36 protein-coding genes are annotated in these 25,445 nt (G+C 68.3%); 31 read left to right on the forward strand and 5 right to left on the reverse strand.

Annotated features, from left to right (window positions below; genetic code table 11):
* The first annotated feature begins 4 nt into the window (after positions 1-4).
* The 27 genes from rplB (at position 5) to truA (ending at position 15,478) form a co-directional block, all read left to right on the forward strand.
* Positions 5-841, forward strand: coding sequence for a 50S ribosomal protein L2 (gene rplB, locus OG245_RS22975; protein WP_003966957.1), 837 nt, complete (start codon positions 5-7; stop codon positions 839-841).
* A 12-nt stretch (positions 842-853) separates the two neighbouring features.
* The gene (gene rpsS, locus OG245_RS22980; protein ID WP_003966956.1) at positions 854-1,135 is read left to right on the forward strand and encodes a 30S ribosomal protein S19; all 282 of its coding nucleotides are present in this window, start codon (positions 854-856) and stop codon (positions 1,133-1,135) included.
* Between the two features lie 42 nt (positions 1,136-1,177).
* Entirely contained in the window at positions 1,178-1,525 is a 348-nt protein-coding gene (rplV, locus tag OG245_RS22985; RefSeq protein WP_004571827.1) for a 50S ribosomal protein L22, read from the forward strand.
* Positions 1,525-2,361, forward strand: a complete 837-nt coding sequence (gene rpsC / locus OG245_RS22990) for a 30S ribosomal protein S3 (RefSeq protein ID WP_007446736.1) — start codon at positions 1,525-1,527, stop codon at positions 2,359-2,361. The genes rplV and rpsC overlap by 1 nt, the downstream gene beginning before the upstream one ends.
* Positions 2,362-2,366: 5 nt before the next feature.
* Complete coding sequence (gene rplP, locus OG245_RS22995; protein ID WP_003966953.1) at positions 2,367-2,786, forward strand: 50S ribosomal protein L16; 420 nt, start codon at positions 2,367-2,369, stop codon at positions 2,784-2,786.
* Positions 2,786-3,010, forward strand: coding sequence for a 50S ribosomal protein L29 (rpmC, locus tag OG245_RS23000; RefSeq protein ID WP_003966952.1), 225 nt, complete (start codon positions 2,786-2,788; stop codon positions 3,008-3,010). Before rplP ends, rpmC begins: the two co-directional genes overlap by 1 nt.
* On the forward strand, positions 3,010-3,294 hold the full coding sequence (gene rpsQ / locus OG245_RS23005) for a 30S ribosomal protein S17 (RefSeq protein ID WP_018960204.1): 285 nt from the start codon (positions 3,010-3,012) through the stop codon (positions 3,292-3,294). The genes rpmC and rpsQ overlap by 1 nt, the downstream gene beginning before the upstream one ends.
* Positions 3,295-3,401: 107 nt before the next feature.
* Positions 3,402-3,770, forward strand: coding sequence for a 50S ribosomal protein L14 (gene rplN, locus OG245_RS23010; RefSeq protein WP_003966950.1), 369 nt, complete (start codon positions 3,402-3,404; stop codon positions 3,768-3,770).
* Positions 3,771-3,772: 2 nt separating this feature from the next.
* Positions 3,773-4,096 (forward strand): 50S ribosomal protein L24, encoded by a 324-nt coding sequence (gene rplX / locus OG245_RS23015; RefSeq protein WP_007446729.1) that lies wholly within the window; start codon positions 3,773-3,775, stop codon positions 4,094-4,096.
* Positions 4,096-4,653 (forward strand): 50S ribosomal protein L5, encoded by a 558-nt coding sequence (gene rplE, locus OG245_RS23020; RefSeq protein ID WP_003966948.1) that lies wholly within the window; start codon positions 4,096-4,098, stop codon positions 4,651-4,653. The genes rplX and rplE overlap by 1 nt, the downstream gene beginning before the upstream one ends.
* 2 nt (positions 4,654-4,655) lie before the next feature.
* Positions 4,656-4,841, forward strand: coding sequence for a type Z 30S ribosomal protein S14 (locus OG245_RS23025; RefSeq protein WP_003948630.1), 186 nt, complete (start codon positions 4,656-4,658; stop codon positions 4,839-4,841).
* A 224-nt stretch (positions 4,842-5,065) separates the two neighbouring features.
* Positions 5,066-5,464 carry a 30S ribosomal protein S8 gene (gene rpsH, locus OG245_RS23030; RefSeq protein WP_007446728.1) on the forward strand — a complete coding sequence of 133 codons (399 nt, stop codon included), beginning with the start codon at positions 5,066-5,068 and terminating at the stop codon, positions 5,462-5,464.
* A gap of 21 nt (positions 5,465-5,485) precedes the next feature.
* Positions 5,486-6,025 carry a 50S ribosomal protein L6 gene (rplF, locus tag OG245_RS23035; RefSeq protein ID WP_007446727.1) on the forward strand — a complete coding sequence of 180 codons (540 nt, stop codon included), beginning with the start codon at positions 5,486-5,488 and terminating at the stop codon, positions 6,023-6,025.
* A gap of 2 nt (positions 6,026-6,027) precedes the next feature.
* Positions 6,028-6,411 (forward strand): 50S ribosomal protein L18, encoded by a 384-nt coding sequence (gene rplR, locus OG245_RS23040; RefSeq protein WP_015610732.1) that lies wholly within the window; start codon positions 6,028-6,030, stop codon positions 6,409-6,411.
* A gap of 47 nt (positions 6,412-6,458) precedes the next feature.
* Positions 6,459-7,064 (forward strand): 30S ribosomal protein S5, encoded by a 606-nt coding sequence (gene rpsE / locus OG245_RS23045; protein WP_003966944.1) that lies wholly within the window; start codon positions 6,459-6,461, stop codon positions 7,062-7,064.
* Positions 7,064-7,246, forward strand: a complete 183-nt coding sequence (rpmD, locus tag OG245_RS23050; protein WP_003966943.1) for a 50S ribosomal protein L30 — start codon at positions 7,064-7,066, stop codon at positions 7,244-7,246. The genes rpsE and rpmD overlap by 1 nt, the downstream gene beginning before the upstream one ends.
* 1 nt (position 7,247) lies before the next feature.
* Entirely contained in the window at positions 7,248-7,703 is a 456-nt protein-coding gene (gene rplO / locus OG245_RS23055) for a 50S ribosomal protein L15 (protein ID WP_003966942.1), read from the forward strand.
* Between the two features lie 380 nt (positions 7,704-8,083).
* Positions 8,084-9,397: a preprotein translocase subunit SecY gene (gene secY / locus OG245_RS23060; RefSeq protein ID WP_371625359.1), complete on the forward strand. Its 1,314-nt coding sequence runs from the start codon at positions 8,084-8,086 to the stop codon at positions 9,395-9,397.
* Complete coding sequence (locus OG245_RS23065) at positions 9,397-10,056, forward strand: adenylate kinase (protein ID WP_266424963.1); 660 nt, start codon at positions 9,397-9,399, stop codon at positions 10,054-10,056. Before secY ends, OG245_RS23065 begins: the two co-directional genes overlap by 1 nt.
* Before the next feature lie 134 nt (positions 10,057-10,190).
* A complete protein-coding gene (gene map / locus OG245_RS23070) occupies positions 10,191-11,027 on the forward strand; it encodes a type I methionyl aminopeptidase (RefSeq protein WP_371625360.1) in 837 nt (278 codons plus the stop codon).
* Positions 11,028-11,200: 173 nt separating this feature from the next.
* A complete protein-coding gene (gene infA, locus OG245_RS23075) occupies positions 11,201-11,422 on the forward strand; it encodes a translation initiation factor IF-1 (RefSeq protein ID WP_003956442.1) in 222 nt (73 codons plus the stop codon).
* 59 nt (positions 11,423-11,481) lie between these two features.
* A complete protein-coding gene (rpmJ, locus tag OG245_RS23080; protein WP_003956441.1) occupies positions 11,482-11,595 on the forward strand; it encodes a 50S ribosomal protein L36 in 114 nt (37 codons plus the stop codon).
* 194 nt (positions 11,596-11,789) lie between these two features.
* Positions 11,790-12,170 carry a 30S ribosomal protein S13 gene (rpsM, locus tag OG245_RS23085; RefSeq protein ID WP_007446719.1) on the forward strand — a complete coding sequence of 127 codons (381 nt, stop codon included), beginning with the start codon at positions 11,790-11,792 and terminating at the stop codon, positions 12,168-12,170.
* A gap of 104 nt (positions 12,171-12,274) precedes the next feature.
* Positions 12,275-12,679 carry a 30S ribosomal protein S11 gene (gene rpsK, locus OG245_RS23090; protein WP_003956432.1) on the forward strand — a complete coding sequence of 135 codons (405 nt, stop codon included), beginning with the start codon at positions 12,275-12,277 and terminating at the stop codon, positions 12,677-12,679.
* A 137-nt stretch (positions 12,680-12,816) separates the two neighbouring features.
* A complete protein-coding gene (locus tag OG245_RS23095) occupies positions 12,817-13,839 on the forward strand; it encodes a DNA-directed RNA polymerase subunit alpha (RefSeq protein ID WP_003966937.1) in 1,023 nt (340 codons plus the stop codon).
* A 186-nt stretch (positions 13,840-14,025) separates the two neighbouring features.
* Positions 14,026-14,529 (forward strand): 50S ribosomal protein L17, encoded by a 504-nt coding sequence (gene rplQ, locus OG245_RS23100; protein ID WP_018960210.1) that lies wholly within the window; start codon positions 14,026-14,028, stop codon positions 14,527-14,529.
* 94 nt (positions 14,530-14,623) lie between these two features.
* The gene (truA, locus tag OG245_RS23105) at positions 14,624-15,478 is read left to right on the forward strand and encodes a tRNA pseudouridine(38-40) synthase TruA (RefSeq protein ID WP_371625361.1); all 855 of its coding nucleotides are present in this window, start codon (positions 14,624-14,626) and stop codon (positions 15,476-15,478) included.
* Between the two features lie 12 nt (positions 15,479-15,490).
* Here truA and OG245_RS23110 read toward each other — a convergent pair whose 3' ends face one another.
* Both OG245_RS23110 and OG245_RS23115 read right to left on the reverse strand, forming a co-directional pair.
* On the reverse strand, positions 15,491-15,871 hold the full coding sequence (locus tag OG245_RS23110) for a hypothetical protein (protein WP_371625362.1): 381 nt from the start codon (positions 15,869-15,871) through the stop codon (positions 15,491-15,493).
* Positions 15,872-16,079: 208 nt separating this feature from the next.
* Complete coding sequence (locus OG245_RS23115; protein WP_371625363.1) at positions 16,080-16,928, reverse strand: hypothetical protein; 849 nt, start codon at positions 16,926-16,928, stop codon at positions 16,080-16,082.
* A gap of 146 nt (positions 16,929-17,074) precedes the next feature.
* Here OG245_RS23115 and OG245_RS23120 point away from each other — a divergent pair, with 146 nt between their 5' ends.
* From OG245_RS23120 to glmM, 4 genes are all read left to right on the forward strand, one after another.
* Positions 17,075-18,694, forward strand: a complete 1,620-nt coding sequence (locus OG245_RS23120) for an ABC-F family ATP-binding cassette domain-containing protein (protein ID WP_371625364.1) — start codon at positions 17,075-17,077, stop codon at positions 18,692-18,694.
* 621 nt (positions 18,695-19,315) lie between these two features.
* The gene (gene rplM / locus OG245_RS23125) at positions 19,316-19,759 is read left to right on the forward strand and encodes a 50S ribosomal protein L13 (RefSeq protein WP_018960214.1); all 444 of its coding nucleotides are present in this window, start codon (positions 19,316-19,318) and stop codon (positions 19,757-19,759) included.
* A gap of 44 nt (positions 19,760-19,803) precedes the next feature.
* Positions 19,804-20,331, forward strand: coding sequence for a 30S ribosomal protein S9 (gene rpsI / locus OG245_RS23130; protein ID WP_007453146.1), 528 nt, complete (start codon positions 19,804-19,806; stop codon positions 20,329-20,331).
* Positions 20,332-20,698: 367 nt separating this feature from the next.
* Positions 20,699-22,057 carry a phosphoglucosamine mutase gene (glmM, locus tag OG245_RS23135; RefSeq protein ID WP_371625365.1) on the forward strand — a complete coding sequence of 453 codons (1,359 nt, stop codon included), beginning with the start codon at positions 20,699-20,701 and terminating at the stop codon, positions 22,055-22,057.
* A 137-nt stretch (positions 22,058-22,194) separates the two neighbouring features.
* Here the strand turns inward: glmM and OG245_RS23140 are convergent, their stop codons facing one another.
* From OG245_RS23140 to coaA, 3 genes are all read right to left on the reverse strand, one after another.
* On the reverse strand, positions 22,195-23,292 hold the full coding sequence (locus OG245_RS23140) for a PP2C family protein-serine/threonine phosphatase (RefSeq protein WP_371625366.1): 1,098 nt from the start codon (positions 23,290-23,292) through the stop codon (positions 22,195-22,197).
* Positions 23,293-23,355: 63 nt separating this feature from the next.
* Positions 23,356-24,321, reverse strand: a complete 966-nt coding sequence (locus OG245_RS23145) for a DUF389 domain-containing protein (protein ID WP_371625367.1) — start codon at positions 24,319-24,321, stop codon at positions 23,356-23,358.
* Between the two features lie 38 nt (positions 24,322-24,359).
* Entirely contained in the window at positions 24,360-25,355 is a 996-nt protein-coding gene (gene coaA / locus OG245_RS23150; RefSeq protein ID WP_371625368.1) for a type I pantothenate kinase, read from the reverse strand.
* Between the last annotated feature and the right edge of the window lie 90 nt (positions 25,356-25,445).

Here is a 25,445-nt window from a genome sequence, read left to right on the forward strand (position 1 = left end):
AGAAATGGGTATCCGCAAGTACAAGCCGACGACCCCGGGCCGTCGTGGCTCCAGCGTCGCCGACTTTGTCGAGATCACGCGGTCCACGCCGGAGAAGTCGCTGGTCCGCCCCCTGCACAGCAAGGGCGGCCGTAACAACGCCGGTCGTGTGACCGTTCGCCACCAGGGTGGTGGCCACAAGCGCGCCTACCGCGTGATCGACTTCCGTCGTCACGACAAGGACGGCGTGCCGGCCAAGGTCGCGCACATCGAGTACGACCCGAACCGCACCGCGCGCATCGCGCTGCTGCACTACGCGGACGGCGAGAAGCGTTACATCGTCGCTCCCCGTGGCCTGTCGCAGGGTGACCGTGTCGAGAACGGTCCGACCGCCGACATCAAGCCCGGCAACAACCTGGCGCTGCGCAACATCCCGGTCGGTACGACCATCCACGCCATCGAGCTGCGGCCCGGCGGCGGCGCGAAGTTCGCCCGTTCCGCGGGTGCCTCCGTGCAGCTGCTGGCGAAGGAGGGCACCATGGCCCACCTTCGTATGCCGTCGGGTGAGATCCGTCTGGTCGACGCGCGCTGCCGCGCGACGATCGGCGAGGTCGGCAACGCCGAGCAGTCGAACATCAACTGGGGCAAGGCCGGCCGTATGCGCTGGAAGGGCGTTCGCCCGACCGTCCGCGGTGTCGCGATGAACCCGGTTGACCACCCGCACGGTGGTGGTGAAGGCAAGACCTCCGGTGGTCGTCACCCGGTCTCGCCGTGGGGTCAGAAGGAGGGTCGTACTCGTTCTCCCAAGAAGGCGAGCAACAAGTACATCGTCCGCCGCCGCAAGACGAACAAGAAGCGCTAGGAGCGGGTTTAGATGCCGCGCAGTCTCAAGAAGGGGCCCTTCGTCGACGGCCACCTCATCAAGAAGGTGGACGTACAGAACGAGGCAGGCACCAAGAACGTCATCAAGACCTGGTCCCGTCGCTCGATGATCGTCCCGGCCATGCTGGGTCACACCATCGCGGTGCACAACGGCAAGATCCACGTCCCGGTGTTCGTCACCGAGTCGATGGTCGGCCACAAGCTCGGCGAGTTCTCGCCGACTCGCACCTTCCGCGGCCACGTCAAGGACGACCGGAAGTCGAAGCGCCGCTAGCGCGGGGTGGAAACGACTATGACTTACACCGAAGGGACAACCATGGAAGCCAGGGCCCAGGCGCGGTACATCCGCGTCACGCCCATGAAGGCCCGCCGAGTGGTGGACCTCATCCGTGGCATGGATGCCACGGAGGCTCAGGCGGTCCTGCGTTTCGCCCCGCAGGCCGCGAGCGTGCCGGTTGGCAAGGTGCTGGACAGCGCCATTGCCAACGCTGCACACAACTACGACCACACCGACGCCTCTTCGCTGGTCATCAGCGAGGCGTACGTGGACGAGGGCCCGACCCTGAAGCGGTTCCGTCCGCGTGCTCAGGGCCGTGCCTACCGGATCCGTAAGCGGACCAGCCACATCACCGTGGTCGTCAGCAGCAAGGAAGGAACCCGGTAATGGGCCAGAAGGTAAACCCGCACGGGTTCCGGCTCGGCATCACCACGGACTTCAAGTCCCGCTGGTACGCCGACAAGCTGTACAAGGACTACGTCAAGGAAGACGTCGCCATTCGTCGCATGATGACGAAGGGCATGGAGCGGGCCGGCATCTCGAAGGTCGAGATCGAGCGCACCCGCGACCGCGTCCGCGTTGACATCCACACCGCCCGTCCGGGCATCGTCATCGGTCGCCGCGGCGCCGAGGCCGATCGCATCCGCGGCGAGCTGGAGAAGCTGACCGGCAAGCAGGTCCAGCTGAACATCCTCGAGGTCAAGAACCCCGAGGTGGACGCTCAGCTGGTGGCCCAGGCCGTCGCCGAGCAGCTCTCCTCCCGCGTCTCCTTCCGTCGGGCCATGCGCAAGAGCATGCAGTCCTCGATGAAGGCCGGCGCCAAGGGCATCAAGATCCAGTGCGGCGGTCGCCTCGGCGGCGCCGAGATGTCCCGCTCGGAGTTCTACCGCGAGGGCCGTGTGCCCCTGCACACGCTCCGTGCGAACGTCGACTACGGCTTCTTCGAGGCCAAGACGACCTTCGGCCGCATCGGCGTGAAGGTCTGGATCTACAAGGGCGACGTCAAGAACATCGCCGAGGTTCGCGCCGAGAACGCCGCGGCCCGCGCCGGCAACCGTCCGGCTCGTGGCGGCGCTGACCGCCCGGCCGGCCGCGGTGGCCGTGGTGGCGAGCGTGGCGGTCGCGGCCGTAAGCCGCAGCAGTCGCCGGCAGCCGAGGCCCCCAAGGCCGACGCTCCCGCCGCCGCTGCTCCGGCTGCTGAGAGCACCGGAACGGAGGCCTGACCGAAATGCTGATCCCCCGTAGGGTCAAGCACCGCAAGCAGCACCACCCGAAGCGCAGCGGTATGTCCAAGGGTGGCACGCAGGTTGCGTTCGGCGAGTACGGCATCCAGGCGCTGACCCCGGCGTACGTGACGAACCGTCAGATCGAGTCCGCTCGTATCGCGATGACCCGTCACATCAAGCGTGGCGGCAAGGTCTGGATCAACATCTACCCGGACCGTCCCCTGACGAAGAAGCCCGCCGAGACCCGCATGGGTTCCGGTAAGGGTTCTCCCGAGTGGTGGATCGCGAACGTCAAGCCGGGTCGGGTGATGTTCGAGCTGTCCTACCCGAACGAGAAGATTGCTCGTGAGGCGCTCACCCGCGCTGCTCACAAGCTTCCGATGAAGTGCCGGATCGTTCGGCGCGAGGCAGGTGAGTCGTGATGTCGGCCGGTACCAAGGCGTCCGAGCTGCGCGAGCTGGGCGACGAGGAGCTCCTCAACAAGCTCCGCGAAGCCAAGGAAGAGCTGTTCAACCTCCGCTTCCAGGCGGCGACGGGCCAGCTCGAGAACCACGGCCGGCTCAAGTCCGTCCGTAAGGACATCGCCCGGATCTACACCCTGATGCGTGAGCGCGAGCTGGGCATCGAGACGGTGGAGAGCGCCTGATGAGCGAGAAGACTGTGACTGAGACGAACACCGACCGCGGTTTCCGCAAGACCCGTGAGGGTCTGGTCGTCAGCGACAAGATGGACAAGACCGTCGTCGTCGCTGTCGAGGACCGCGTGAAGCACGCGCTGTACGGCAAGGTCATCCGCCGTACGAACAAGCTCAAGGCCCACGACGAGCAGAACAGTGCCGGCGTCGGCGACCGCGTCATCATCATGGAGACGCGTCCGCTGTCCGCCTCGAAGCGCTGGCGCATCGTCGAGATCCTCGAGAAGGCCAAGTAATTCCTGAGGGTTTCTCCCCTCGGGTCAGTTCCGCCAGGCTCGGTGGGGTGCCTCTCCCGTAACGGAGAGGCACCCGCCGGGAACCGGCAGACGATCAGGAGATAGACGTGATCCAGCAGGAGTCGCGACTGCGCGTCGCCGACAACACGGGTGCGAAGGAAATTCTCACCATTCGTGTTCTCGGTGGCTCGGGTCGTCGCTACGCGGGTATCGGTGACGTCATCGTCGCCACCGTCAAGGACGCGATCCCCGGTGGCAACGTGAAGAAGGGTGACGTCGTCAAGGCCGTCATCGTTCGCACCGTCAAGGAGCGTCGTCGTCAGGATGGCTCGTACATCCGCTTCGACGAGAACGCCGCCGTCATTCTGAAGAACGACGGCGACCCCCGCGGCACCCGCATCTTCGGCCCGGTGGGCCGGGAGCTGCGCGAGAAGAAGTTCATGAAGATCATCTCGCTCGCGCCGGAGGTGCTGTAAGCATGAAGATCAAGAAGGGCGACCTGGTTCAGGTCATCACCGGTAAGGACAAGGGCAAGCAGGGCAAGGTCATCGTGGCCTACCCCGCTCAGGACCGCGTCCTCGTCGAGGGTGTCAACCGGGTCAAGAAGCACACCAAGGCCGGTCAGACGGCTCGCGGTTCGCAGACGGGTGGCATTGTCACCACCGAGGCCCCGATCCACATCAGCAACGTTCAGCTGGTCGTGGAGAAGGACGGCAACAAGGTTGTCACCCGCGTCGGCTACCGCTTTGACGACGAGGGCAACAAGATCCGCGTTGCCAAGCGGACCGGTGAGGACATCTGATGACTGCCACCACTGCGCCGCGTCTCAAGACGCGCTACCGCGAGGAAATCGCCGGCAAGCTGCGTGAGGAGTTCTCGTACGAGAACGTCATGCAGGTTCCCGGTCTGGTCAAGATCGTGGTCAACATGGGTGTGGGCGACGCCGCCCGCGACTCCAAGCTGATCGACGGTGCCGTCAAGGACCTCACCACGATCACCGGCCAGAAGCCGGCCGTCACCAAGGCCCGCAAGTCCATCGCGCAGTTCAAGCTGCGCGAGGGCCAGCCGATCGGCTGCCACGTCACCCTTCGTGGTGACCGGATGTGGGAGTTCCTGGACCGTACGCTGTCGCTCGCGCTTCCGCGTATCCGTGACTTCCGTGGCCTGTCGCCGAAGCAGTTCGACGGCCGTGGCAACTACACCTTCGGTCTCACGGAGCAGGTCATGTTCCACGAGATCGACCAGGACAAGATCGACCGGGTCCGGGGCATGGACATCACCGTGGTCACCACGGCGACCAACGACGACGAGGGTCGTGCCCTCCTTCGTCACCTCGGCTTCCCGTTCAAGGAGAACTGACCGTGGCGAAGAAGGCTCTGATCGCTAAGGCCGCCCGTAAGCCGAAGTTCGGCGTGCGCGGGTACACCCGCTGCCAGCGCTGCGGCCGGCCCCACTCCGTCTACCGCAAGTTCGGCCTGTGCCGCGTGTGCCTTCGTGAGATGGCTCACCGTGGCGAGCTGCCGGGCGTGACCAAGAGCTCCTGGTAACTCCCCTCTGCCCTCGGGCAAAGGGAAGTTCCGGAGACTCTCGGTAAGCATCTGGGTCGGCAGGAGCCCCTCCTTTCATGCCGTAGGCTTGAAGGGTTGGGCGCCTGCCGCCCACGACCGACTTACTACGCCGTAGGTCCCCGCACCGCACCCGTCCCGCCACTGAGTGGGGAGAGGGATGGCGCATACAGGAAACCCCGGCGAGAGAGGCCGAAGGCCAACTCATGACCATGACTGATCCCATCGCAGACATGCTCACGCGTCTGCGTAACGCGAACTCGGCATATCACGACGATGTCTCGATGCCGCACAGCAAGATCAAGTCGCACATCGCGGAGATCCTCCAGCAGGAGGGCTTCATCACCGGCTGGAAGGTCGAGGACGCCGAGGTCGGCAAGAACCTCGTCCTCGAGCTGAAGTTCGGCCCGAACCGCGAGCGCTCGATCGCCGGCATCAAGCGGATTTCGAAGCCGGGTCTGCGTGTATACGCAAAGTCCACCAACCTGCCGAAGGTTCTCGGCGGCCTGGGCGTGGCGATCATCTCCACGTCCCACGGTCTCCTGACCGGCCAGCAGGCAGGCAAGAAGGGCGTAGGTGGGGAAGTCCTCGCCTACGTCTGGTAGTCGGGAAAGGAAGGAAAGCTCATGTCGCGAATCGGCAAGCTCCCCATCCAGGTTCCCGCCGGTGTGGACGTCACCATCGATGGCCGCACGGTCGCGGTGAAGGGCCCCAAGGGTTCCCTCACGCACACCGTTGCCGCGCCGATCGAGGTCTCCAAGGGTGAGGACGGCGTGCTCAACGTCTCCCGCCCGAACGACGAGCGTCAGAACAAGGCCCTCCACGGCCTGTCCCGCACGCTGGTGGCGAACATGATCACCGGCGTGACCGCGGGTTACTCCAAGGCGCTCGAGATCAGCGGTGTCGGTTACCGCGTCCAGGCGAAGGGCTCCAACCTGGAGTTCGCCCTGGGCTACAGCCACCCGATCCTCATCGAGGCTCCGGAAGGCATCACCTTCAAGGTCGAGTCGCCCACGAAGCTCAGCGTCGAGGGCATCGACAAGCAGAAGGTCGGCGAGGTAGCCGCCAACATCCGCAAGCTGCGGAAGCCCGACCCGTACAAGGCCAAGGGCGTCAAGTACGCGGGCGAGGTCATCCGCCGCAAGGTCGGAAAGGCTGGTAAGTAGCCATGGCATACGGTGTGAAGATCGCCAAGGGCGACGCGTACAAGCGTGCCGCCCTCAAGCGCCGCCACATCCGCGTCCGCAAGCACATCTCCGGTTCGCCGGAGCGTCCTCGCTTGGTCGTGACGCGTTCCAACCGCCACATCGTGGCCCAGGTCATCGACGACATCGCGGGCCACACGCTCGCGTCGGCGTCGACCCTGGACACCTCGATCCGTGGTGGCGAGGGTGACAAGAGCGCCCAGGCCCAGCAGGTCGGCGCCCTGGTCGCCGAGCGTGCCAAGGCCGCAGGCGTCGAGGCCGTCGTGTTTGACCGCGGTGGTAACCAGTACGCCGGGCGGATTGCCGCTCTGGCTGACGCCGCCCGTGAAGCCGGGCTGAAGTTCTAAGCCCCGGTTCCTACGCACAGCGGACGTAACAGAGAGAGGTAAATCCAATGGCTGGACCCCAGCGCCGCGGAAGCGGTGCCGGTGGCGGCGAGCGGCGGGACCGGAAGGGCCGTGACGGTGGCGCCAGCGCCGCCGAGAAGACCGCGTACGTCGAGCGCGTCGTCGCGATCAACCGCGTCGCCAAGGTTGTGAAGGGTGGTCGTCGCTTCAGCTTCACCGCGCTGGTCGTGGTGGGCGATGGTGACGGCACCGTCGGTGTCGGATACGGCAAGGCCAAGGAAGTTCCCGCGGCCATCGCCAAGGGTGTCGAAGAGGCCAAGAAGAACTTCTTCAAGGTCCCGCGCATCCAGGGCACCATCCCTCACCCGATCACGGGCGAGAAGGCTGCGGGCGTCGTCCTGCTCAAGCCGGCGTCCCCCGGTACCGGTGTTATCGCCGGTGGCCCGGTGCGTGCCGTGCTCGAGTGCGCCGGCGTTCACGACATCCTGTCGAAGTCGCTTGGCTCGTCCAACGCGATCAACATCGTGCACGCGACCGTGGCGGCCCTCCAGGGCCTGCAGCGTCCCGAGGAGATCGCGGCCCGCCGCGGTCTGCCCCTCGAGGACGTCGCCCCCGCGGCTCTGCTTCGTGCACGTGCGGGAGCGGGTGCGTAATGGCTCGCCTCAAGATCACGCAGACGAAGTCGTACATCGGCAGCAAGCAGAACCACCGCGACACCCTGCGTTCGCTCGGGCTCAAGCGCCTGAACGACTCGGTTGTCAAGGAGGACCGCCCCGAGTTCCGCGGAATGGTGCACACCGTCCGCCACCTCGTGACGGTTGAGGAGGTTGACTGACATGGCGGAGAACAGCCCGCTGAAGGCCCACAACCTCCGGCCTGCCCCGGGCGCCAAGACCGCCAAGACCCGTGTGGGTCGTGGTGAGGCGTCCAAGGGTAAGACCGCAGGCCGTGGTACCAAGGGTACGAAGGCTCGTTACCAGGTTCCGGAGCGCTTCGAGGGTGGCCAGATGCCCCTCCACATGCGTCTCCCGAAGCTCAAGGGCTTCAAGAACCCGTTCCGCACGGAGTACCAGGTCGTGAACCTGGACAAGCTCGCGACGCTCTACCCCGAGGGTGGAGAGGTCACGGTGGCCGACCTGGTCGCCAAGGGCGCCGTGCGCAACAACCACCTCGTCAAGGTCCTCGGACAGGGCGAGATCTCCGTGGCGCTGCAGGTTTCGGTTGACGCCGTCTCCGGCTCCGCCAAGGAGAAGATCACCGCCGCCGGCGGTACGGTCACCGAGCTCGTCTGAGCCGCGGGACAGAACTGAGCCTGGCCGGCTGCCTCTTCGGAGGTGGCCGGCCAGGCTTTTCTGTGTTTGTGCCGCTGTACGGGAACCGTAAAGGCTCGGGAAAGGTTGAACGGGTGTCCACCGCACCGGCGGTGGGGGAGCGGAGGGGCGTTCACGTCCCAAATGGTGCGGCTTGGCCGGTCTTTCGCGGCGCGGGCCGGGAAGCGGGCCGTGCACCGGTGTGCGGCGCGTGTTTCCGGCTCAGTCCTGGGCCGGGTAGGGTGGCGCCGTTAATCTTTTGTGGCCTCCTTACGATGTAGGGCTGCCTTGTATCCGATCCCGTCCAGTCCCATCCAGACCCGTCGCCTCTGACGCATAGCGCGGGGGTCGCAGGAGGCACCGTGTTCACCGCGTTCGCCCGAGCGTTCAAGACGCCCGACCTGCGCAAGAAGCTGCTCTTCACGCTCGGCATCATCGTGATCTATCGGCTCGGGGCGCACGTCCCGGCCCCCGGCGTCGACTACGCGAAGGTGCAGCAGTGCATCGACCAGGCCGACTCGGGTGGCCTCCTCGGTCTGATGCAGATGTTCAGCGGTGGCGCCCTGCTGCAGATCACCATCTTCGCGCTCGGCATCATGCCGTACATCACGGCGAGCATCATTCTCCAGCTGCTGACCGTGGTCATCCCACGGCTGGAAGCCCTGAAGAAGGAGGGGCAGTCCGGCACGGCGAAGATCACGCAGTACACGCGTTATCTGACGGTCGCGCTGGCCATCCTCCAGGGCACCGGCCTGGTCGCGACCGCCCGTAGCGGTGCGCTCTTCCAGAACTGCTCCGTGGGAAGCCAGATCGTCGCGGACAAGTCGATCTTCACCACGGTCATCATGGTCCTCACGATGACCGCCGGTACGGCCGCCGTCATGTGGCTCGGTGAGCTGATCACCGACCGCGGCATCGGCAACGGCATGTCGATCCTCATGTTCATCTCGATCGCCGCCACGTTCCCCGGCGCCCTGTGGGCCATCAAGGAGAGCGGCAAGCTGGCGGACGGCTGGATCGAGTTCGGCACCGTCATCCTCATCGGCTTCGTGATGGTCGGCCTCGTCGTCTTCGTCGAGCAGGCCCAGCGCCGCATTCCGGTGCAGTACGCGAAGCGCATGATCGGGCGCCGGTCCTACGGCGGTACGTCCACGTACATCCCGCTGAAGGTGAACCAGGCGGGTGTGATTCCGGTCATCTTCGCCTCGTCGCTGCTCTACATCCCCGCGTTGATCGTTCAGTTCTCCGGGTCGAGCGGAGGCTGGGCCACCTGGATCCAGGACCACTTCGTGGACGGTACGCACCCGTACTACATCGCGACGTACTTCGTTCTCATCGTGTTCTTCGCCTTCTTCTACGTGGCCATTTCGTTCAACCCCGACGAAGTCGCCGACAACATGAAGAAGTATGGTGGCTTCATCCCGGGTATCCGGGCAGGTCGACCTACTGCCGAGTACCTGAGCTACGTGCTCAACAGGATCACTTGGCCGGGCTCGCTGTATCTGGGCCTGATCGCTCTGGTGCCGACGATGGCGTTGGCAGGCTTCGGCGGTGCTAGCCAGAACTTCCCCTTCGGAGGGACGAGCATCCTCATCATCGTGGGTGTGGGTCTGGAGACCGTGAAGCAGATCGAGAGTCAGCTCCAGCAGCGCAATTACGAAGGGTTCCTCCGCTGATGCGAATCGTCCTCGTCGGGCCTCCGGGTGCCGGCAAGGGAACGCAGGCTGCGTACCTTGCTCAGAACCTCTCGATTCCGCACATCGCCACGGGCGACCTCTTCCGCGCCAACATCAGCCAGGGCACCGACCTTGGCAAGCAGGCCCGCGCCTACATGGACGCGGGGCAGCTGGTGCCGGACGAGGTCACCATCGGGATGGCCAAGGACCGTATGGCCCAGTCGGACGCCGCGGGCGGCTTCCTGCTGGACGGCTTCCCGCGGAACGTGGGCCAGGCCGAAGCCCTTGACGTGATGCTCAAGGACGAGGGCGTGAAGCTGGACGCGGTCCTCGATCTCGAGGTCCCCGAGGACGAGGTCGTGAAGCGGATCGCGGGTCGCCGCGTCTGCCGCAACGACAGCGCGCACGTCTTCCACCTGACGTACAACCCGCCGAAGACCGAGGGCGTCTGCGACGCCTGCGGCGGCGAGCTGTACCAGCGGGACGACGACAGCGAGGAGACGGTCCGCACCCGGCTGGAGGTCTACCACACGCAGACCGAGCCGATCATCGACTACTACCGGGCCCAGGGCCTGGTGGTGACCATCTCCGCGCTGGGCAAGGTCGCGGACGTGACCGCCCGCGCCATGGAGGCGCTGAAGGCCTCCGACGAGGGCTGAGCGTCACCCCGCACCACCCGTAGTGCAAGCCGGCCGCGGCGCCTCCCATGGCGCCGCGGCCGACTGCTTGCGCCCCGTATCGTTGAACACGCCGAGCCGTACCCGTCACCGTCGATGCAGAGAGGCGCCGAGCAATGGTGCAGATCAAGACCCCCGAGCAGATCGCGAAGATGCGCGAGGCGGGCCTGGTGGTCGCTGCCATTCACGCCGCCACCCGTGAGGCGGCCGTTCCCGGGGCCACCACGCACGACCTGGACCAGGTCGCCCGCAAGGTGATCGCCGACCACGGAGCCAAGTCGAACTTCCTCGGCTACGGCGGGTTCCCCGCGACCATCTGCACCTCGGTCAACGAGGTCGTCGTCCACGGCATCCCGGACGAGAAGACGGTCCTGAAGGACGGCGACATCATCTCGATCGACGCCGGCGCGATCGTCGACGGCTGGCACGGCGACGCGGCCTACACGGCCTTCGTGGGCACCGGTCACGCTCCGGAGCTGATCGAGCTCTCCCGGGTGACCGAGGAGTCGATGTGGGCCGGGATCGCCGCGATGAAGGTGAACAACCGCCTCGTCGACATCTCCCGGTCGATCGAGTCCTACATCCGCCGCCAGCCCCGGCCGGCGACCGGGAAGTACGGGATCATCGAGGACTTCGGCGGCCACGGCATCGGCACCGAGATGCACATGGACCCGCATCTGCTGAACTACGTCTCCCGCAAGCGCGGCAAGGGCATCAAGCTGGTCCCGGGCGTCTGCCTGGCGATCGAGCCCATGGTGTCGCTCGGTACGGCGCGCACGGAGACCCTGAGCGACGACTGGACGGTCATCACGACGGACGGCACCTGGTCCTCGCACTGGGAGCACTCCATCGCGCTGACCGAACAGGGCCCCCTGGTCCTGACCGCCCCGGACTGCGGCAGGGCGAAGCTCGCGGAGTACGGAGTGGAAGCGGCCCCCGACCCTCTGGGGTGATGTGACCCCTCCGGGAGGTCTAAGGATCACTCCGGCTGGGCAAACTTGACGGATTCGTCTTTTGGAGTCCGCTGACGTAGACTGACTCGTCGGCTCTCGTGCATCAGTGTGCCCGCATATCAGCGCACCGATGAGCAGGAGCCGATCAAGGTAGCCGATTCGAAAGGCGAAGCGTGGCCAAGAAGCAAGGTGCCATCGAGATTGAGGGCACCGTGATCGAGTCCCTCCCGAACGCAATGTTCAAGGTGGAGCTCCAGAACGGTCACAAGGTCCTGGCGCACATCAGCGGCAAGATGCGGATGCACTACATCCGCATCCTCCCGGATGACCGGGTCGTGGTGGAGCTCTCTCCGTACGACCTGACGCGTGGCCGGATCGTCTACCGCTACAAGTAGATCTTGCCGGCATCCCGTTTCGGCGGGTGATGGCACTGACCCGGAGAACCTGACATCCCATGAAGGTCAAGCCGAGCGTCAAGAAGATCTGCGACAAGTGCAAGGTGATCCGCCGTCACGGTCGGGTCATGGTCATCTGCGACAACCTGCGCCACAAGCAGCGCCAGGGCTGACGCACGACCGCCTGCATCTCGCAGTTCTTCGCGCGACGCACGTAATTCGTACATACGCAGAGCCCGTCCAAGCCACGGCTGACGACACCTCCGGCGGGGGCCGGGGACCCGGACGTACCACCGCTCCTCGTGAGCGGTCGGCGGTCGGGAGTGGCACTGCGGAAGACCCCCGATCTAACAACTGGAGCCATTGAATGGCACGCGTTTCAGGTGTTGACATCCCGCGCGAAAAGCGCGTGGAGGTTGCCCTCACCTACGTCTTCGGCATCGGGCGCACCCGGTCCAAGGAGATCCTCGCCTCCACCGGCGTGAACCCGGACGCCCGCGTCCGCGACCTTGCCGAGGAAGACCTCGTCAAGATCCGCGAGTACGTGGACGCCAACCTCCGCACCGAGGGTGACCTCCGCCGCGAGGTCCAGGGCGACATCCGCCGCAAGATCGAGATCGGCTGCTACCAGGGCATTCGTCACCGCCGCGGTCTGCCGGTCCACGGTCAGCGCACCAGCACGAACGCGCGTACCCGCAAGGGCCCGCGTCGCGCCATCGCCGGTAAGAAGAAGCCGGGCAAGAAGTAGTCCTCAGCGGACGCACTGCGGACCTCCGGTTCTCCGGAACCCGCAGCAACCAGCGGTCTTCGCTGTAGGACCGATCACCTCCCCTCTCCATCTGGAGTCAAGACATGCCCCCCAAGGGTCGTCAGGGCGCAGCCAAGAAGGTGCGTCGCAAGGAAAAGAAGAACGTCGCTCACGGCCACGCGCACATCAAGAGCACGTTCAACAACACCATCGTCTCGATCACGGACCCCTCGGGCAACGTGATCTCCTGGGCCTCCGCCGGCCACGTCGGCTTCAAGGGCTCGCGCAAGTCCACCCCCTTCGCCGCGCAGATGGCCGCCGAGTCGGCCGCCCGCCGCGCGCAGGAGCACGGCATGCGCAAGGTCGACGTCTTCGTCAAGGGTCCCGGCTCCGGCCGTGAGACCGCGATCCGCTCGCTCCAGGCCACCGGCCTGGAGGTCGGTTCGATCCAGGACGTCACCCCGACGCCGCACAACGGCTGCCGTCCGCCGAAGCGTCGCCGCGTCTGATGCGTCACGGCCGGTGACGGCCGTGCGTCAGTAGCGTTCGGTCCGGGCGGTACACCTCTTACGGGGCGTACCGCCCGTACCCTTGTTACATCTGTCGGGCATCAAATAGTGGGTGCCCACGACTGAAGGATCACCGCATGCTTATCGCTCAGCGTCCGTCGCTGACCGAAGAGGTCGTCGACGAGTTCCGCTCCCGGTTCGTGATCGAGCCGCTGGAGCCGGGCTTCGGTTACACCCTCGGCAACTCCCTCCGCCGCACCCTCCTCTCCTCGATCCCCGGTGCCGCTGTCACCAGCATCCGGATCGACGGGGTCCTGCACGAGTTCACCACCGTGCCGGGCGTCAAGGAGGACGTCACCGACCTCATCCTCAACATCAAGCAGCTGGTCGTCTCCTCGGAGCACGACGAGCCCGTCGTGATGTACCTGCGCAAGCAGGGCCCGGGTCTGGTCACCGCCGCCGACATCGCGCCCCCGGCCGGTGTCGAGGTGCACAACCCCGACCTCGTTCTCGCCACGCTCAACGGCAAGGGCAAGCTGGAGATGGAGCTGACCGTCGAGCGCGGTCGCGGCTACGTCTCCGCCGTCCAGAACAAGCAGGTCGGCCAGGAGATCGGCCGCATCCCGGTCGACTCCATCTACTCGCCGGTGCTCAAGGTCACGTACAAGGTCGAGGCGACCCGTGTCGAGCAGCGCACCGACTTCGACAAGCTGATCGTCGACGTCGAGACCAAGCAGGCCATGCGTCCCCGTGACGCCATGGCGTCGGCCGGTAAGACCCTGGTCGAACTGTTCGGTCTGGCGCGCGAGCTCAACATCGACGCCGAGGGCATCGACATGGGCCCGTCGCCGACGGACGCCGCGCTCGCCGCCGATCTCGCCCTGCCGATCGAGGAGCTGGAGCTCACCGTTCGGTCGTACAACTGCCTCAAGCGCGAGGGCATCCACTCCGTGGGTGAGCTCGTGGCCCGTTCCGAGGCGGACCTGCTCGACATCCGCAACTTCGGCGCCAAGTCGATCGACGAGGTCAAGGCGAAGCTGGCCGGTATGGGCCTCGCGCTCAAGGACTCGCCTCCCGGCTTCGACCCGACCGCCGCCGCCGACGCCTTCGGCGCCGACGACGACGCGGACGCCGGTTTCGTGGAGACCGAGCAGTACTGAGTCACCTCCCGGCCGGGGCGCCCGATTCCGAAGGCGCCCCGGGCCCGGGCCGAGGCCTCGTCCTCAATCGCCGGACGGGCTGACACATCGGCCCGAACGGCCGCTTTCACTTCCGGGAGGCGTCCGCCTCACGGGAACTGACACCGGTACCTGATACGGCCGGTGCAGCACACAAGGAGAATCACCATGCCGCGTCCCGCAAAGGGTGCCCGTCTGGGCGGCAGCGCCGCGCACGAGCGTCTGCTCCTCGCCAACCTGGCGAAGTCGCTGTTCGAGCACGGCCGCATCACGACGACCGAGGCCAAGGCCCGTCGCCTGCGTCCGGTCGCCGAGCGCCTCGTCACCAAGGCGAAGAAGGGCGACATCCACAACCGTCGCCTGGTGCTCCAGACGATCACGGACAAGAGCATCGTCCACACGCTCTTCACCGAGATCGCTCCCCGGTACGAGAACCGCCCCGGTGGTTACACCCGTATCACCAAGATCGGCAACCGTCGTGGCGACAACGCCCCGATGGCGGTCATCGAGCTGGTCGAGGCGCTGACCGTGGCCCAGCAGGCCACCGGTGAGGCCGAGGCCGCGACGAAGCGTGCGGTCAAGGAAGACGCCCTCAAGAAGGACGAGGCCCCCGCGGCCGAGTCCGTCGAGGACGCCAAGCCGGCCGACGACGCGGAGTCGAAGGACGCCTGAGCGTTCTGAGACGGACCACGGAACGGGCCCGCATCACCCTTCGGGGCGGTGCGGGCCCGTTTCGCTGACCAGGGGTGGGGGAGAGGGAGACACGGTGAGTGACGAGGCGGAGCCCGGGTTCGTACGGGTGCGGCTGGACCTGGCGTACGACGGCAAGGACTTCTCCGGCTGGGCGAAGCAGACCAGCCGGCGCACGGTGCAGGGCGAGATCGAGGACGCGCTGCGGACCGTGACCCGCTCCGCCGTGACGTACGACCTGACGGTGGCCGGCCGGACGGACGCCGGGGTGCACGCGCGCGGCCAGGTGGCCCATGTGGACCTGCCGGAGGCGGTCTGGGCCGAGCACGAGGAGAAGCTGCTGAGGCGGCTGGCGGGCCGGCTGCCACTGGACGTACGGATCTGGCGCGCGGCCCCCGCGCCGGCCGGGTTCAACGCCCGGTTCTCCGCGCTGTGGCGGCGGTACGCCTACCGGGTGGGGGACCGGCCCGGCGGCGTCGATCCGCTGATCCGGGGTCATGTGCTGTGGCACGACCGGCCGTTGGACGTGGACGCGATGAACGAGGCGGCAGCGCTGATGGTGGGCGAGCACGACTTCGCGGCGTACTGCAAGAAGCGAGAGGGCGCGACGACCATCCGTACGCTCCAGAAGCTGAGTTGGGTGCGGGACCCGGCGTCCGGGGTGCTGACCGCGACCGTGCAGGCGGACGCGTTCTGCCACAACATGGTGCGGGCCCTGATCGGGGCGGCGTTGTTCGTCGGCGACGGGCGGCGGCCGGCCGGCTGGCCCGCCGAGGTGCTCGCCGCGAAGGTGCGCGACCCCGGGGTGCACGTGGTGCGCCCGCACGGGCTGACGCTGGAGGAAGTGGCGTACCCGGCGGACGAGTTGCTGGCGGCCCGTGCCGTGGAGGCACGGAACGTCAGGACGTTGCCGGGGGCGGGGTGCTGCTGAGGGCGTACGCGCTCAGCGGTCGCGGCTGCGGTGGGCCTCGCTCCTGAAGTGGCGTACGAGGGCGAGGACGCCCCACACGATCAGGACGTTGGCCAGCGCCCCGGCCCCCTGGAACAGGGGCGTGAGGAGGCTGAACCCGGTCTCCTCCGTCCCGGAGCTGTCGCCGAGCAGCATGACCAGCGGATAGACCAAGGCGACCAGCACCAGGACGGTGCCCGGGAAGGACATCAGGGCCGTCGTCGCGTCGAGGGCCGACGGGCGGCCGGCGAGCTCGTAGGCCAGGGCGATGGCCAGGACCAGGCCGATGTAGCCGACGGCGAAGCGGCGGGCCTTCCTCCGGGGCCCGGGGGCGCTCCAGGCTCTGGCCTCGGTCGGGGCTGCCGGGTTGCTCATGGGAGTCGTCCTTCGCACGTGCCTCGGCGTGCGGAGGGCCCGCGCCCCCCGGCGGGGGCAGGGGCCCTCGCGTGTCCATTATTGAACACGTTCAGCTTCGGTGGGGGTGCGCGGTGCCCTGGGACCTGGGACCTGGAGTTCTGAGCCTCTGAGCCTCTGAGCCTCTGAGCCTCTGAGCCTCGTGCGTGATCCTGCCGGGGTGGCCCGGCTACGAACCGGCCTGCACCGCCTGCGAGGCCTGGAGCTGGCCCCGGCGGTGGATCTGGCGGAACGTGAAGTTCGTCAGGTCCTTGTTGACCGCGTAGACGCCCTTGTCGGCCGCCGTGACCCGCTTGCCGTCGAGGAAGCCGCCGACGGTGAAGTAGGCATAGCGGCCGTAGGAGTTGGCGGTGCGCAGGCAGACCGTGCCGCCCCGGCAGAAGGTGTCGATGCCTCCGCCGCTGAGGGAGGCGAGGCCGCCCGAGCTCTGGTCGACGGCCTTCTTCGCGCGGGCCTCGGTCTCGAAGACGGCGACGCCGACCGTGACGGCCACCCCGTCCTTGCGGTAGGTGGCCCGGATGAGCCGGTCGCAGCCGTTGTTCACGAGGACCGAGCCGAGGGCGCCCTGCGTGCCCGTCGCGCACTTCGCGGTGTCGCTCGTCGCGCCCTTGAGGTGGACGCGGCCGCCCATGGTGAGCCGCTTGCCGGGGAAGAACCCGTCGGCGGTGATCGGCGCCCTGTCCTTCTTGGCGCTGGAGATGTACTCCTTGGGGTCCGGCGGGGGCGGCGGTGCGACCGAGGAGAACGAGGGCGCGGGCGCCGACGTGTCCTCCGGGAGGTCGGCGGGCGCGGGCAGCCGGCTCGCGTTCTTGTCCGCCTTGCCCGTGCCGCCGCCGTTCGACGTGACCACGGCCGTGGTCACGATCGCGCCTATCGCCACGGTGGCCAGTGCGCCACCGCCGATCATCATCAGCTTCTTCCGGCGGGCGCGCGCCGCGGATTCCTCCGCCAGCGCCGCCCAGTCCGGAGTCCCGTCGCCCCCGGGCCCCCAGGAGGCCCCCCCTTGCCCAAAGCTCATGCGCGCAGTTTAGACCGACCGGCAATTGGGGGGTGGGAGAAGGAGCGTGCCCAGCCCCGCGACGCCGCCCCTCGATTGCCGGTCGGTCTCAGGGGGTGACGTAAACCGGTTGGGCCAGGAGTTCGCGGACCGTGACAATGCTCTGTATGGGACATCTCGAAGCAGGCCACCTGGAGTACTACCTACCGGACGGGCGGGTGCTGCTCGGCGACGCCTCGTTCCGGGTGGCCGACGGGGCCGTCGTCGCGCTCGTCGGGGCGAACGGCGCGGGGAAGACGACCTTGCTGCGGCTGCTCGCCGGTGAGCTCCAGCCGCACGGCGGCACGGTGTCGGTGAGCGGCGGGCTCGGCGTCATGCCGCAGTTCGTGGGCTCGGTGCGGGACGAGCGGACCGTACGGGACCTCCTGGTGTCCGTGGCGCAGCCTCGGATCAGGGAGGCCGCCAAGGCCGTCGACGCGGCCGAGGAGCGCATCCTCACCGTCGACGACGAGGCCGCGCAGATGGCGTACGCCCAGGCGCTGAGCGACTGGGCGGAGGCGCGGGGCTACGAGGCCGAGACGGTCTGGGACATGTGCACCATGGCCGCGCTGGGCGTCCCGTACGAGAAGGCGCAGTGGCGCGAGGTCCGCACGCTCAGCGGCGGCGAGCAGAAGCGGCTGGTGCTGGAGGCGTTGCTGCGCGGGCCCGACGAGGTCCTGCTGCTGGACGAGCCGGACAACTATCTGGACGTGCCGGGCAAGCGGTGGCTGGAGGGGAAGCTGAAGGAGACCCGCAAGACGGTCCTCTTCGTCTCCCACGACCGGGAGCTGCTGTCCCGTGCCGCCGAGAAGATCGTCAGTGTCGAGCCGAGTCCGGCGGGCAGCGACGTATGGGTGCACGGCGGCGGCTTCGCCACGTACCACGACGCGCGCAAGGAGCGCTTCGCCCGCTTCGAGGAGCTGCTGCGGCGCTGGCAGGAGGAGCACGCCCGGCTGAAGGCGCTCGTCCTGCGGATGCGGCAGCAGGCGGCGAACAGCCCCGACATGGCGAACCGCTACCACGCGATGCAGACCCGCTTCAAGAAGTTCGAGGAGGCCGGCCCGCCGCCGGAGCCGCCGCGCGAGCAGGACATCAGGATGCGGCTGCGCGGCGGCCGGACCGGGGTGCGGGCGGTGACCTGCAAGGGCCTGGAGCTGACCGGGCTGATGAAGCCGTTCGACCTGGAGATCTACTACGGGGAGCGGGTCGCGGTCCTCGGCTCCAACGGGTCGGGCAAGTCCCACTTCCTGCGGCTGCTGGCGGGGGAGCCGGTGGCGCACACGGGGGAGTGGAAGCTCGGGGCGCGGGTCGTGCCCGGGCACTTCGCCCAGACGCACGCGCATCCGGAGCTGCTCGGCAAGACGCTGGTGGAGATCCTCTGGTCCGAGCACGCCAAGGACCGGGGCGGGGCGATGTCGGTGCTGCGGCGCTACGAGCTGGAGCGGCAGGGGGACCAGCCGTTCGAGAAGCTGTCCGGCGGGCAGCAGGCGCGGTTCCAGATCCTGCTCCTGGAGCTGGCCGGCACGACGGCGCTGCTGCTGGACGAGCCGACGGACAACCTGGACCTGGAGTCGGCGGAGGCGTTGCAGGACGGTCTTGAGGTGTACGACGGCACGGTGATGGCCGTCACGCACGACCGGTGGTTCGCGAAGTCCTTCGACCGGTATCTGGTCTTCGGGTCGGACGGCGTCGTGCGGGAGACGGCGGAGCCGGTGTGGGACGAGCGGAGGGTGGAGCGGGTGCGGTGACCTTGGCGGTCGGCGGCGGGGAGTCGGGGTGGGTGCGGGTGCGGGGGGCCGTGCGGCGTCGTTGCGGGGGCGCTGCCCCCGGGCCCCCGCGCCTCAAGCGCCGGCGGGGCTGGGAACGTCGCCTCAAGCGCCGGCGGGGCTGGGAACGGTCGCCTCAAGCGCCGGCGGGGCTGGGAACGTCGCCTCAAGCGCCGGCGGGGCTGGGAACGGTCGCCTCAAGCGCCGGCGGGGCTGGAGGGGTGCGGCGGAGCTGGGAGGGTGCGGCGGGGCTGAGGAAGGGCGCCTCGGGCGTCGGCCGGGCCGGGAGGGGTGCGGCGGGGCTGGGAACGTCGCCTCGGGCTTCGGCGGGGCCGGGAGGGTGCGGCGAAGCCGAGTGAGGGCGGCGGGGGCCGGTTCAGCGGGGTCGTTTTGACCCGTGCGGGGGCTCCCCGGTAGGCTCTCCGTTTGTTATACGTATTGGCTTCGTCGTTCTCACGCGAAGGGCCTTACGTAGGTTCCCTGGAGCAGTTACCAGTGGCTCGCATACGGGCAGCGTCCCCGGCATTGTGAGCCCCAGCTGCATATCGCTTCAGAGGTGCCGTGTGTCTGGATCCCATCCACTGAAGAAGCGAAGGCTGCGAAGTGCGTACGTACAGCCCCAAGCCCGGCGATGTCACGCGCCAGTGGCACATCATTGACGCTCAGGACATCGTCCTGGGCCGTCTGGCCACCACGGCTGCGAACCTCCTCCGAGGCAAGCACAAGGCGATCTACGCCCCCCACATGGACATGGGCGACTTCGTCATCATCATCAACGCCGACAAGGTTCACCTGTCCGGCAACAAGAAGACCCAGAAGATGGCGTACCGCCACTCCGGCTTCCCGGGCGGTCTCCGTTCGGTGCGCTACGACGAGCTGCTCTCGAAGAACCCCGAGAAGGCCGTCGAGAAGGCCATCAAGGGCATGATCCCCAAGAACACCCTGGGCCGTCAGATGCTCTCGAAGCTCAAGGTCTACGCGGGCGACCAGCACCCGCACGCTGCTCAGCAGCCGGTCCCGTTCGAGATCACCCAGGTCGCGCAGTAGTTCCGGCCACCCCCTAAGACATACAGAAAGATCTGAGGAGAATCGTGGCCGAGACCACTGTTGAGACCCCCGTCGAGGGCACCGAGGGCGAGGAGACCTTCGCCGAGGTGACCACCTTCGAGTCCGAGGTCCCCGTCGAGGGTGAGTACACCTCCGAGTCGCTCGCGGGCCGCTTCGGCGACCCGCAGCCCGCGGCCGGCCTTGGCCGTCGCAAGAACGCCATCGCCCGCGTCCGGATCATCCCGGGCACCGGCAAGTGGAAGATCAACGGTCGCACCCTTGAGGACTACTTCCCCAACAAGGTGCACCAGCAGGAAGTCAACGAGCCCTTCAAGGTTCTCGAGCTCGACGGTCGCTACGACGTCGTGGCCCGCATCTCGGGTGGCGGTGTCTCCGGCCAGGCCGGCGCGCTGCGCCTCGGTGTGGCCCGCTCGCTGAACGAGGCGGACGTGGACAACAACCGCGCCACGCTGAAGAAGGCCGGCTTCCTCTCCCGCGACGACCGTGCGGTCGAGCGCAAGAAGGCCGGTCTCAAGAAGGCCCGTAAGGCCCCGCAGTACAGCAAGCGCTAAACATCGCCTGCTCGACTGCCACGTTCGCCCCGGCGGCACACTCCGTGCCGCTGGGGCGTTCGTTTATCGGCGCTCGCGGGCGTATAACGGCATAAGGCGTTCATCGGACCGGGGCTGGGCCGGACTGGACTGGAACTGGGCCGGACTGGACAGGACGGGACGGGACCGCGACGGACCGCGACCCCGGTGAGCGCTGTCGCGCATCGGCAGGTCGGTCGCGCCACGCCGCCCGACGTGCCTCTTCGCGGTTGTTCGCCGCTTGTCCTGCAAGCGTTGCTCGCGTTGATTGCGTTGCTTGCATGGTTCGGTTGCTCAGTTCGTTTGCTGTGCAGTGGTTTGTGGTTTCGGAGCACTTCGGAGGACACCAGTGGGACGACTCTTCGGTACGGATGGAGTACGCGGTGTCGCCAACGCCGATCTGACGGCCGAGCTCGCGCTCGGCCTCTCGGTCGCGGCGGCGCACGTACTCGCCGAGGCGGGCACCTTCGCGGGCCATCGCCCGACCGCCGTGGTCGGACGTGATCCGCGGGCCTCCGGAGAGTTCCTGGAGGCCGCCGTCGTGGCGGGCCTGGCCAGCGCCGGTGTGGACGTGCTGCGCGTCGGCGTCCTGCCGACGCCCGCCGTGGCGTATCTGACCGGCTCGCTCGGCGCGGACATCGGCGTGATGCTCTCCGCCAGCCACAACGCGATGCCCGACAACGGCGTCAAGTTCTTCGCGCGCGGCGGTCACAAGCTCGCCGACGAGCTGGAGGACCGCATCGAGACGGTCTACGAGCAGCACCGCACGGGTGAGCCGTGGAACCGCCCGACCGGCGCCGGCGTCGGCCGGGTCACCGACTACACGGAGGGCTTCGACCGGTACGTCGCCCACCTCATCGGCGTCCTTCCCAACCGGCTCGACGGTCTCAAGGTCGTCCTGGACGAGGCGCACGGCGCCGCCGCCCGGGTCTCGCCCGAGGCGTTCGCGCGGGCCGGGGCCGAGGTCGTCACCATCGGGGCGGACCCGGACGGCCTGAACATCAACGACGGCTGCGGCTCCACCCACCTGGAGCTGCTGCGCGCCGCCGTCGTCGAGCACGGGGCCGACCTCGGCATCGCGCACGACGGCGACGCCGACCGCTGCCTCGCAGTGGACGCTTCGGGCGAGGAGGTCGACGGCGACCAGATCCTCGCCGTGCTGGCCCTCGCGATGCGGGACGCCGGTCAGCTCCGCAAGGACACCGTCGTCGGCACCGTGATGTCGAACCTCGGCTTCAAGCTGGCCATGGAGCGCGAGGGCATCCGGCTCGTCCAGACGGCGGTCGGCGACCGGTACGTCCTGGAGTCGATGAAGGCCGAGGGCTTCGCGCTCGGCGGCGAGCAGTCCGGGCACGTCATCGTCCTGGACCACGCCACGACCGGCGACGGCACGCTGACGGGCCTGATGCTGGCGGCCCGCCTCGCCGCCACCGGCCGGAGCCTCGCCGAGCTGGCCGGGGTCATGCAGCGTCTGCCGCAGGTCCTCATCAACGTCCCCGACGTCGACAAGACCCGGGTGAACACCTCCTCCGAGCTGGCCACCGCGGTCGTCGAGGCGGAACGCGAGCTGGGCGAGACCGGGCGCGTACTGCTGCGCCAGTCGGGCACGGAGCCGCTGGTGCGGGTCATGGTCGAGGCCGCCGACATCGAGCAGGCGCGGGCCGTCGCGGGCCGGCTGGCCGATGTGGTGAAGTCCGCGCTGGGCTGAGCTGCGACGCCCCTTCGCGCCGCGTGCGGAAGGCCCCCGGCGACCACGGGAATCCATGTGGTCGCCGGGGGCCTTCGCGTACGGTGCCGGGTGGTCGCGCGGTGCGGTGCGGCGTTGTTCGGTGTGATGTCGCGTGGTCACGTCCCTGGTAGCGAGGGGCGGGTGACGACGACCATGGCGGCGTCGTCGTTCAGGTGGCCGCCGACGTGGCGCAGCAGGTCGTGCCGGAAGCGGGTGAGGAAGGCGTCGGGGTCGCTCTCGCTCCAGCCGGTGATGCGGTCGGTGAGCGGGTAGAAGGCGCCGGTGGCGTCGCGGGCCTCGGTGACGCCGTCCGTGTGCACCAGCAGGAGGTCTCCCGGCTCGAACGGGAAGCTGTCGACGTGGTACCGGGGGGAGGTCAGTTCGCCCAGGCCCAGCGGGGGCGCGGGGCGACGGACGTCGATCGTCGTCGGCCGGCCGTCGTGCAGGATCACCGGCGGCGGGTGCCCGCAGGAGATCATCCGGACCGGGCCGTTCCGGTCGGGGATGTCCATGACGGTGGCGGTGATGAACGTTTCTCCGTAGCGGCTCGTCTCGCCCGGTTCCGTCAGGTCCCAGCACACGCTCCGGTCGAGGTAGGTCATCAGCTCGTCGAGGGCGGCCTCGCGGTGGGCGGCGACGCGGAACGCTCCGAGCAGCAGGGCGGCGTCGTTGACCGCGGTCATCCCCTTGCCCTGCACATCGCCGACGATCAGCCGGGTTCCGGAGGTGGTGCGCGCCGCCGCGTACAGGTCCCCGCCGATCCGGGCCTCGGCGGCGAGGTAGAGGGCGGAGGCGCGCAGGGGGCCGAGCTTCCCGGGCAGCGGCGGCAGGACCACGCGCTGGGCGACCTCGGACACGTACCGCACCTGCGTCAGCTCCTCCGCGCGACGCTCCCGCAGGACGCAGAAGACCACCAGGCTCGTGCCGACCAGGATCAGGGCGATGATCTGTGCCTCGTGGTTGGCCGAGAGAAGATCGTCAGGATCGCGGATGACCCCGATGAGCGTCTGCGCGACGACCGCCAGCGCCGCGACCAGGCCCACGGTCCGGGGCCCGCCGAACGACGGCGTGATCGCCGGGGCCGCGACGAGCAGCGGACCGAGATGGATGTCGGGCGGGGCGAGCACGTCGATCACGGACACCGCGACGATCCAGGCGATCGGGATGGCGACCAGCGCCCACCGGGGGCGGGGTCCTGTGCGGCGCTGGGACATGCCTCCTCTCTACACCGGCCCCGCACGGTTCGCACCGGCAGGAGCAGGCGGCCCGGCGCACGGTCAGGTGCGCACGGAAGTCCCTGGTGTGCTGGGTGAGGGCTTCCGCGCGCGCCGGAACCTCAGCAGGGCCTTCTGGAGCAGCAGCGTCAGCGTGCCCGCGAGGATGATCCCGCCGAGGTTGGCGAGCAGCTGCTGCCCGGATCCGACGGTCTGCTGGTAGTCGGAGTAGCTGAACGCGACGGCCGCGTTGGCGGCGGCCGGGACGGTCGTCACCGAGATCGCCACCCCGATCAGCGCCCCGGACTTCGCGGAGGTGAGCGAGAGCGTCCCGGCGACGCCCGCGAGGAACGCCACGACGAACGACATCCAGTCCGGGTGCCAGATGAACCCGGTGTTGGGCCGGGGCTTGTCGATCATCCCGCTGTTGAAGAGGCCGAAGGCGTCCATCAGCCAGGCGAAGCCCGCGGTGATCAGCATCGCCAGGGCGAAGCCGCCGACCAGGGCCCACAGTGACCGCGCCACCAGGCGCGGGGCGCGCTGCACGAGGGCCGTGGAGATCCCGGCCAGCGGACCGAACTCCGGGCCGACCGCCATCGCGCCCACGATCAGCACCGCGTTGTCGAGCATCACCCCGCAGGCGGCGAGCATCGTGGCGAGGGCGAGGAAGGAGACGTAGGTGATGGAGAACGTCGACTCCTCGTGCGTCGCCTCCGTCAGCTCCTCCCACAGCACCGCGTCGGCACCATCGCCGGGCGCCTCCTCCTCCGCCCGGTCGGCGTGGTCGGAGAGCGTCAGCTCCATGTTCTCCATGGTGATCGACCCGGTCCGGTCGATGCCGAGGCGGCGCAGCGCACCGATCAGCTCGTCGCCGGCCTCGCGCGCCACGTCGCACATCACCACGTCGCCGGCGGGGGAGCGGGCGGCGCCCGGCAGGACCACCAGATGGGCGGTGCCGACGGTCGACTCCAGCAGGGACACGACCTCGTCCGTGGTGTCGGCGGGCACGATCAGACGCAGGTGCAGCACGTGGGCGGCCTCCCCAGGGCGAAGCGGTCGGAGCTGGCTCAGAGCTTGCGCAGGGACAGCTTCTGGACCTTGTGGTCCGGGCCCTTGCGGAGCACCAGGGTGGCACGGCCGCGCGTCGGCGCGACGTTCTCCAGCAGATTCGGTTTGTTGATGGTCCGCCACATGGTGCGCGCGTAGTCCAGTGCCTCGTCCTCGGAGACCTGGGTGTACTTGCGGAAGTACGAGGACGGGTCCTGGAACGCGGTGGCGCGCAGCTTGCGGAAGCGGTTCAGGTACCAGGTCTCGATGTCCTCGGCGCGGGCGTCCACGTACACGCTGAAGTCGAAGTAGTCGGCGAGCCCGACCCTGGTGCGGCCGTCGCTGCCGGGCAGCGCGGGCTGGAGGACGTTGAGGCCCTCGACGATGAGGATGTCGGGGCGGCGCACGGTGAGCCGTTCGCCGGGGACGATGTCGTAGATCAGGTGCGAGTAGACGGGTGCGGTCACCTCGTCCTTGCCCGCCTTGATGTCGGCGACGAAGCGGGTCAGGGCGCGCCGGTCGTAGGACTCCGGGAACCCTTTGCGGGAGGTCAGCCCGCGCGCCTTGAGCTCCTTCATCGGCAGCAGGAACCCGTCCGTGGTCACCAGCTCGACGCGCGGGTGCTCGGGCCAGCGGGCCAGCAGCGCCTGGAGGATACGGGCGCTGGTGGACTTGCCTACGGCGACACTGCCCGCGACCCCTATGACGAACGGGGTGCCGCGCTGCGCCCCGTGCCCGTTCCCGGCGTCCCCGAGGAAGGTGTTCAGCGCGCCGCGCAGCCCGGAGGTGGCCTGGACGTACAGGTTGAGCAGCCGGGAGAGCGGCAGGTAGACGTCCCGCACCTCGTCCAGGTCGATGACGTCCCCGAGCCCCCGCAGCCGCTCCACCTCGTCGGCGGTCAGCGGCAGCGGTGTCTTGTCCCGCAGTGCGCTCCACTCGTCGCGCGAGAGGTCGACGTAGGGGGTCGGCGCGTGCTCGGTGCGACGGTGGGGGCTCCGTGCGGGTGAGGTGATCACCTGTTCATTGTTGCGGGAGTTTTAACGGTGTGGGGGGTGGGCTCGGTCACGTGGGTGGTGGGGCGGGGGCGGCCGATGGCCGCGGGCCCG

It is taken from the genome of Streptomyces sp. NBC_01116, assembly GCF_041435495.1.
GTDB lineage: Bacteria > Actinomycetota > Actinomycetes > Streptomycetales > Streptomycetaceae > Streptomyces.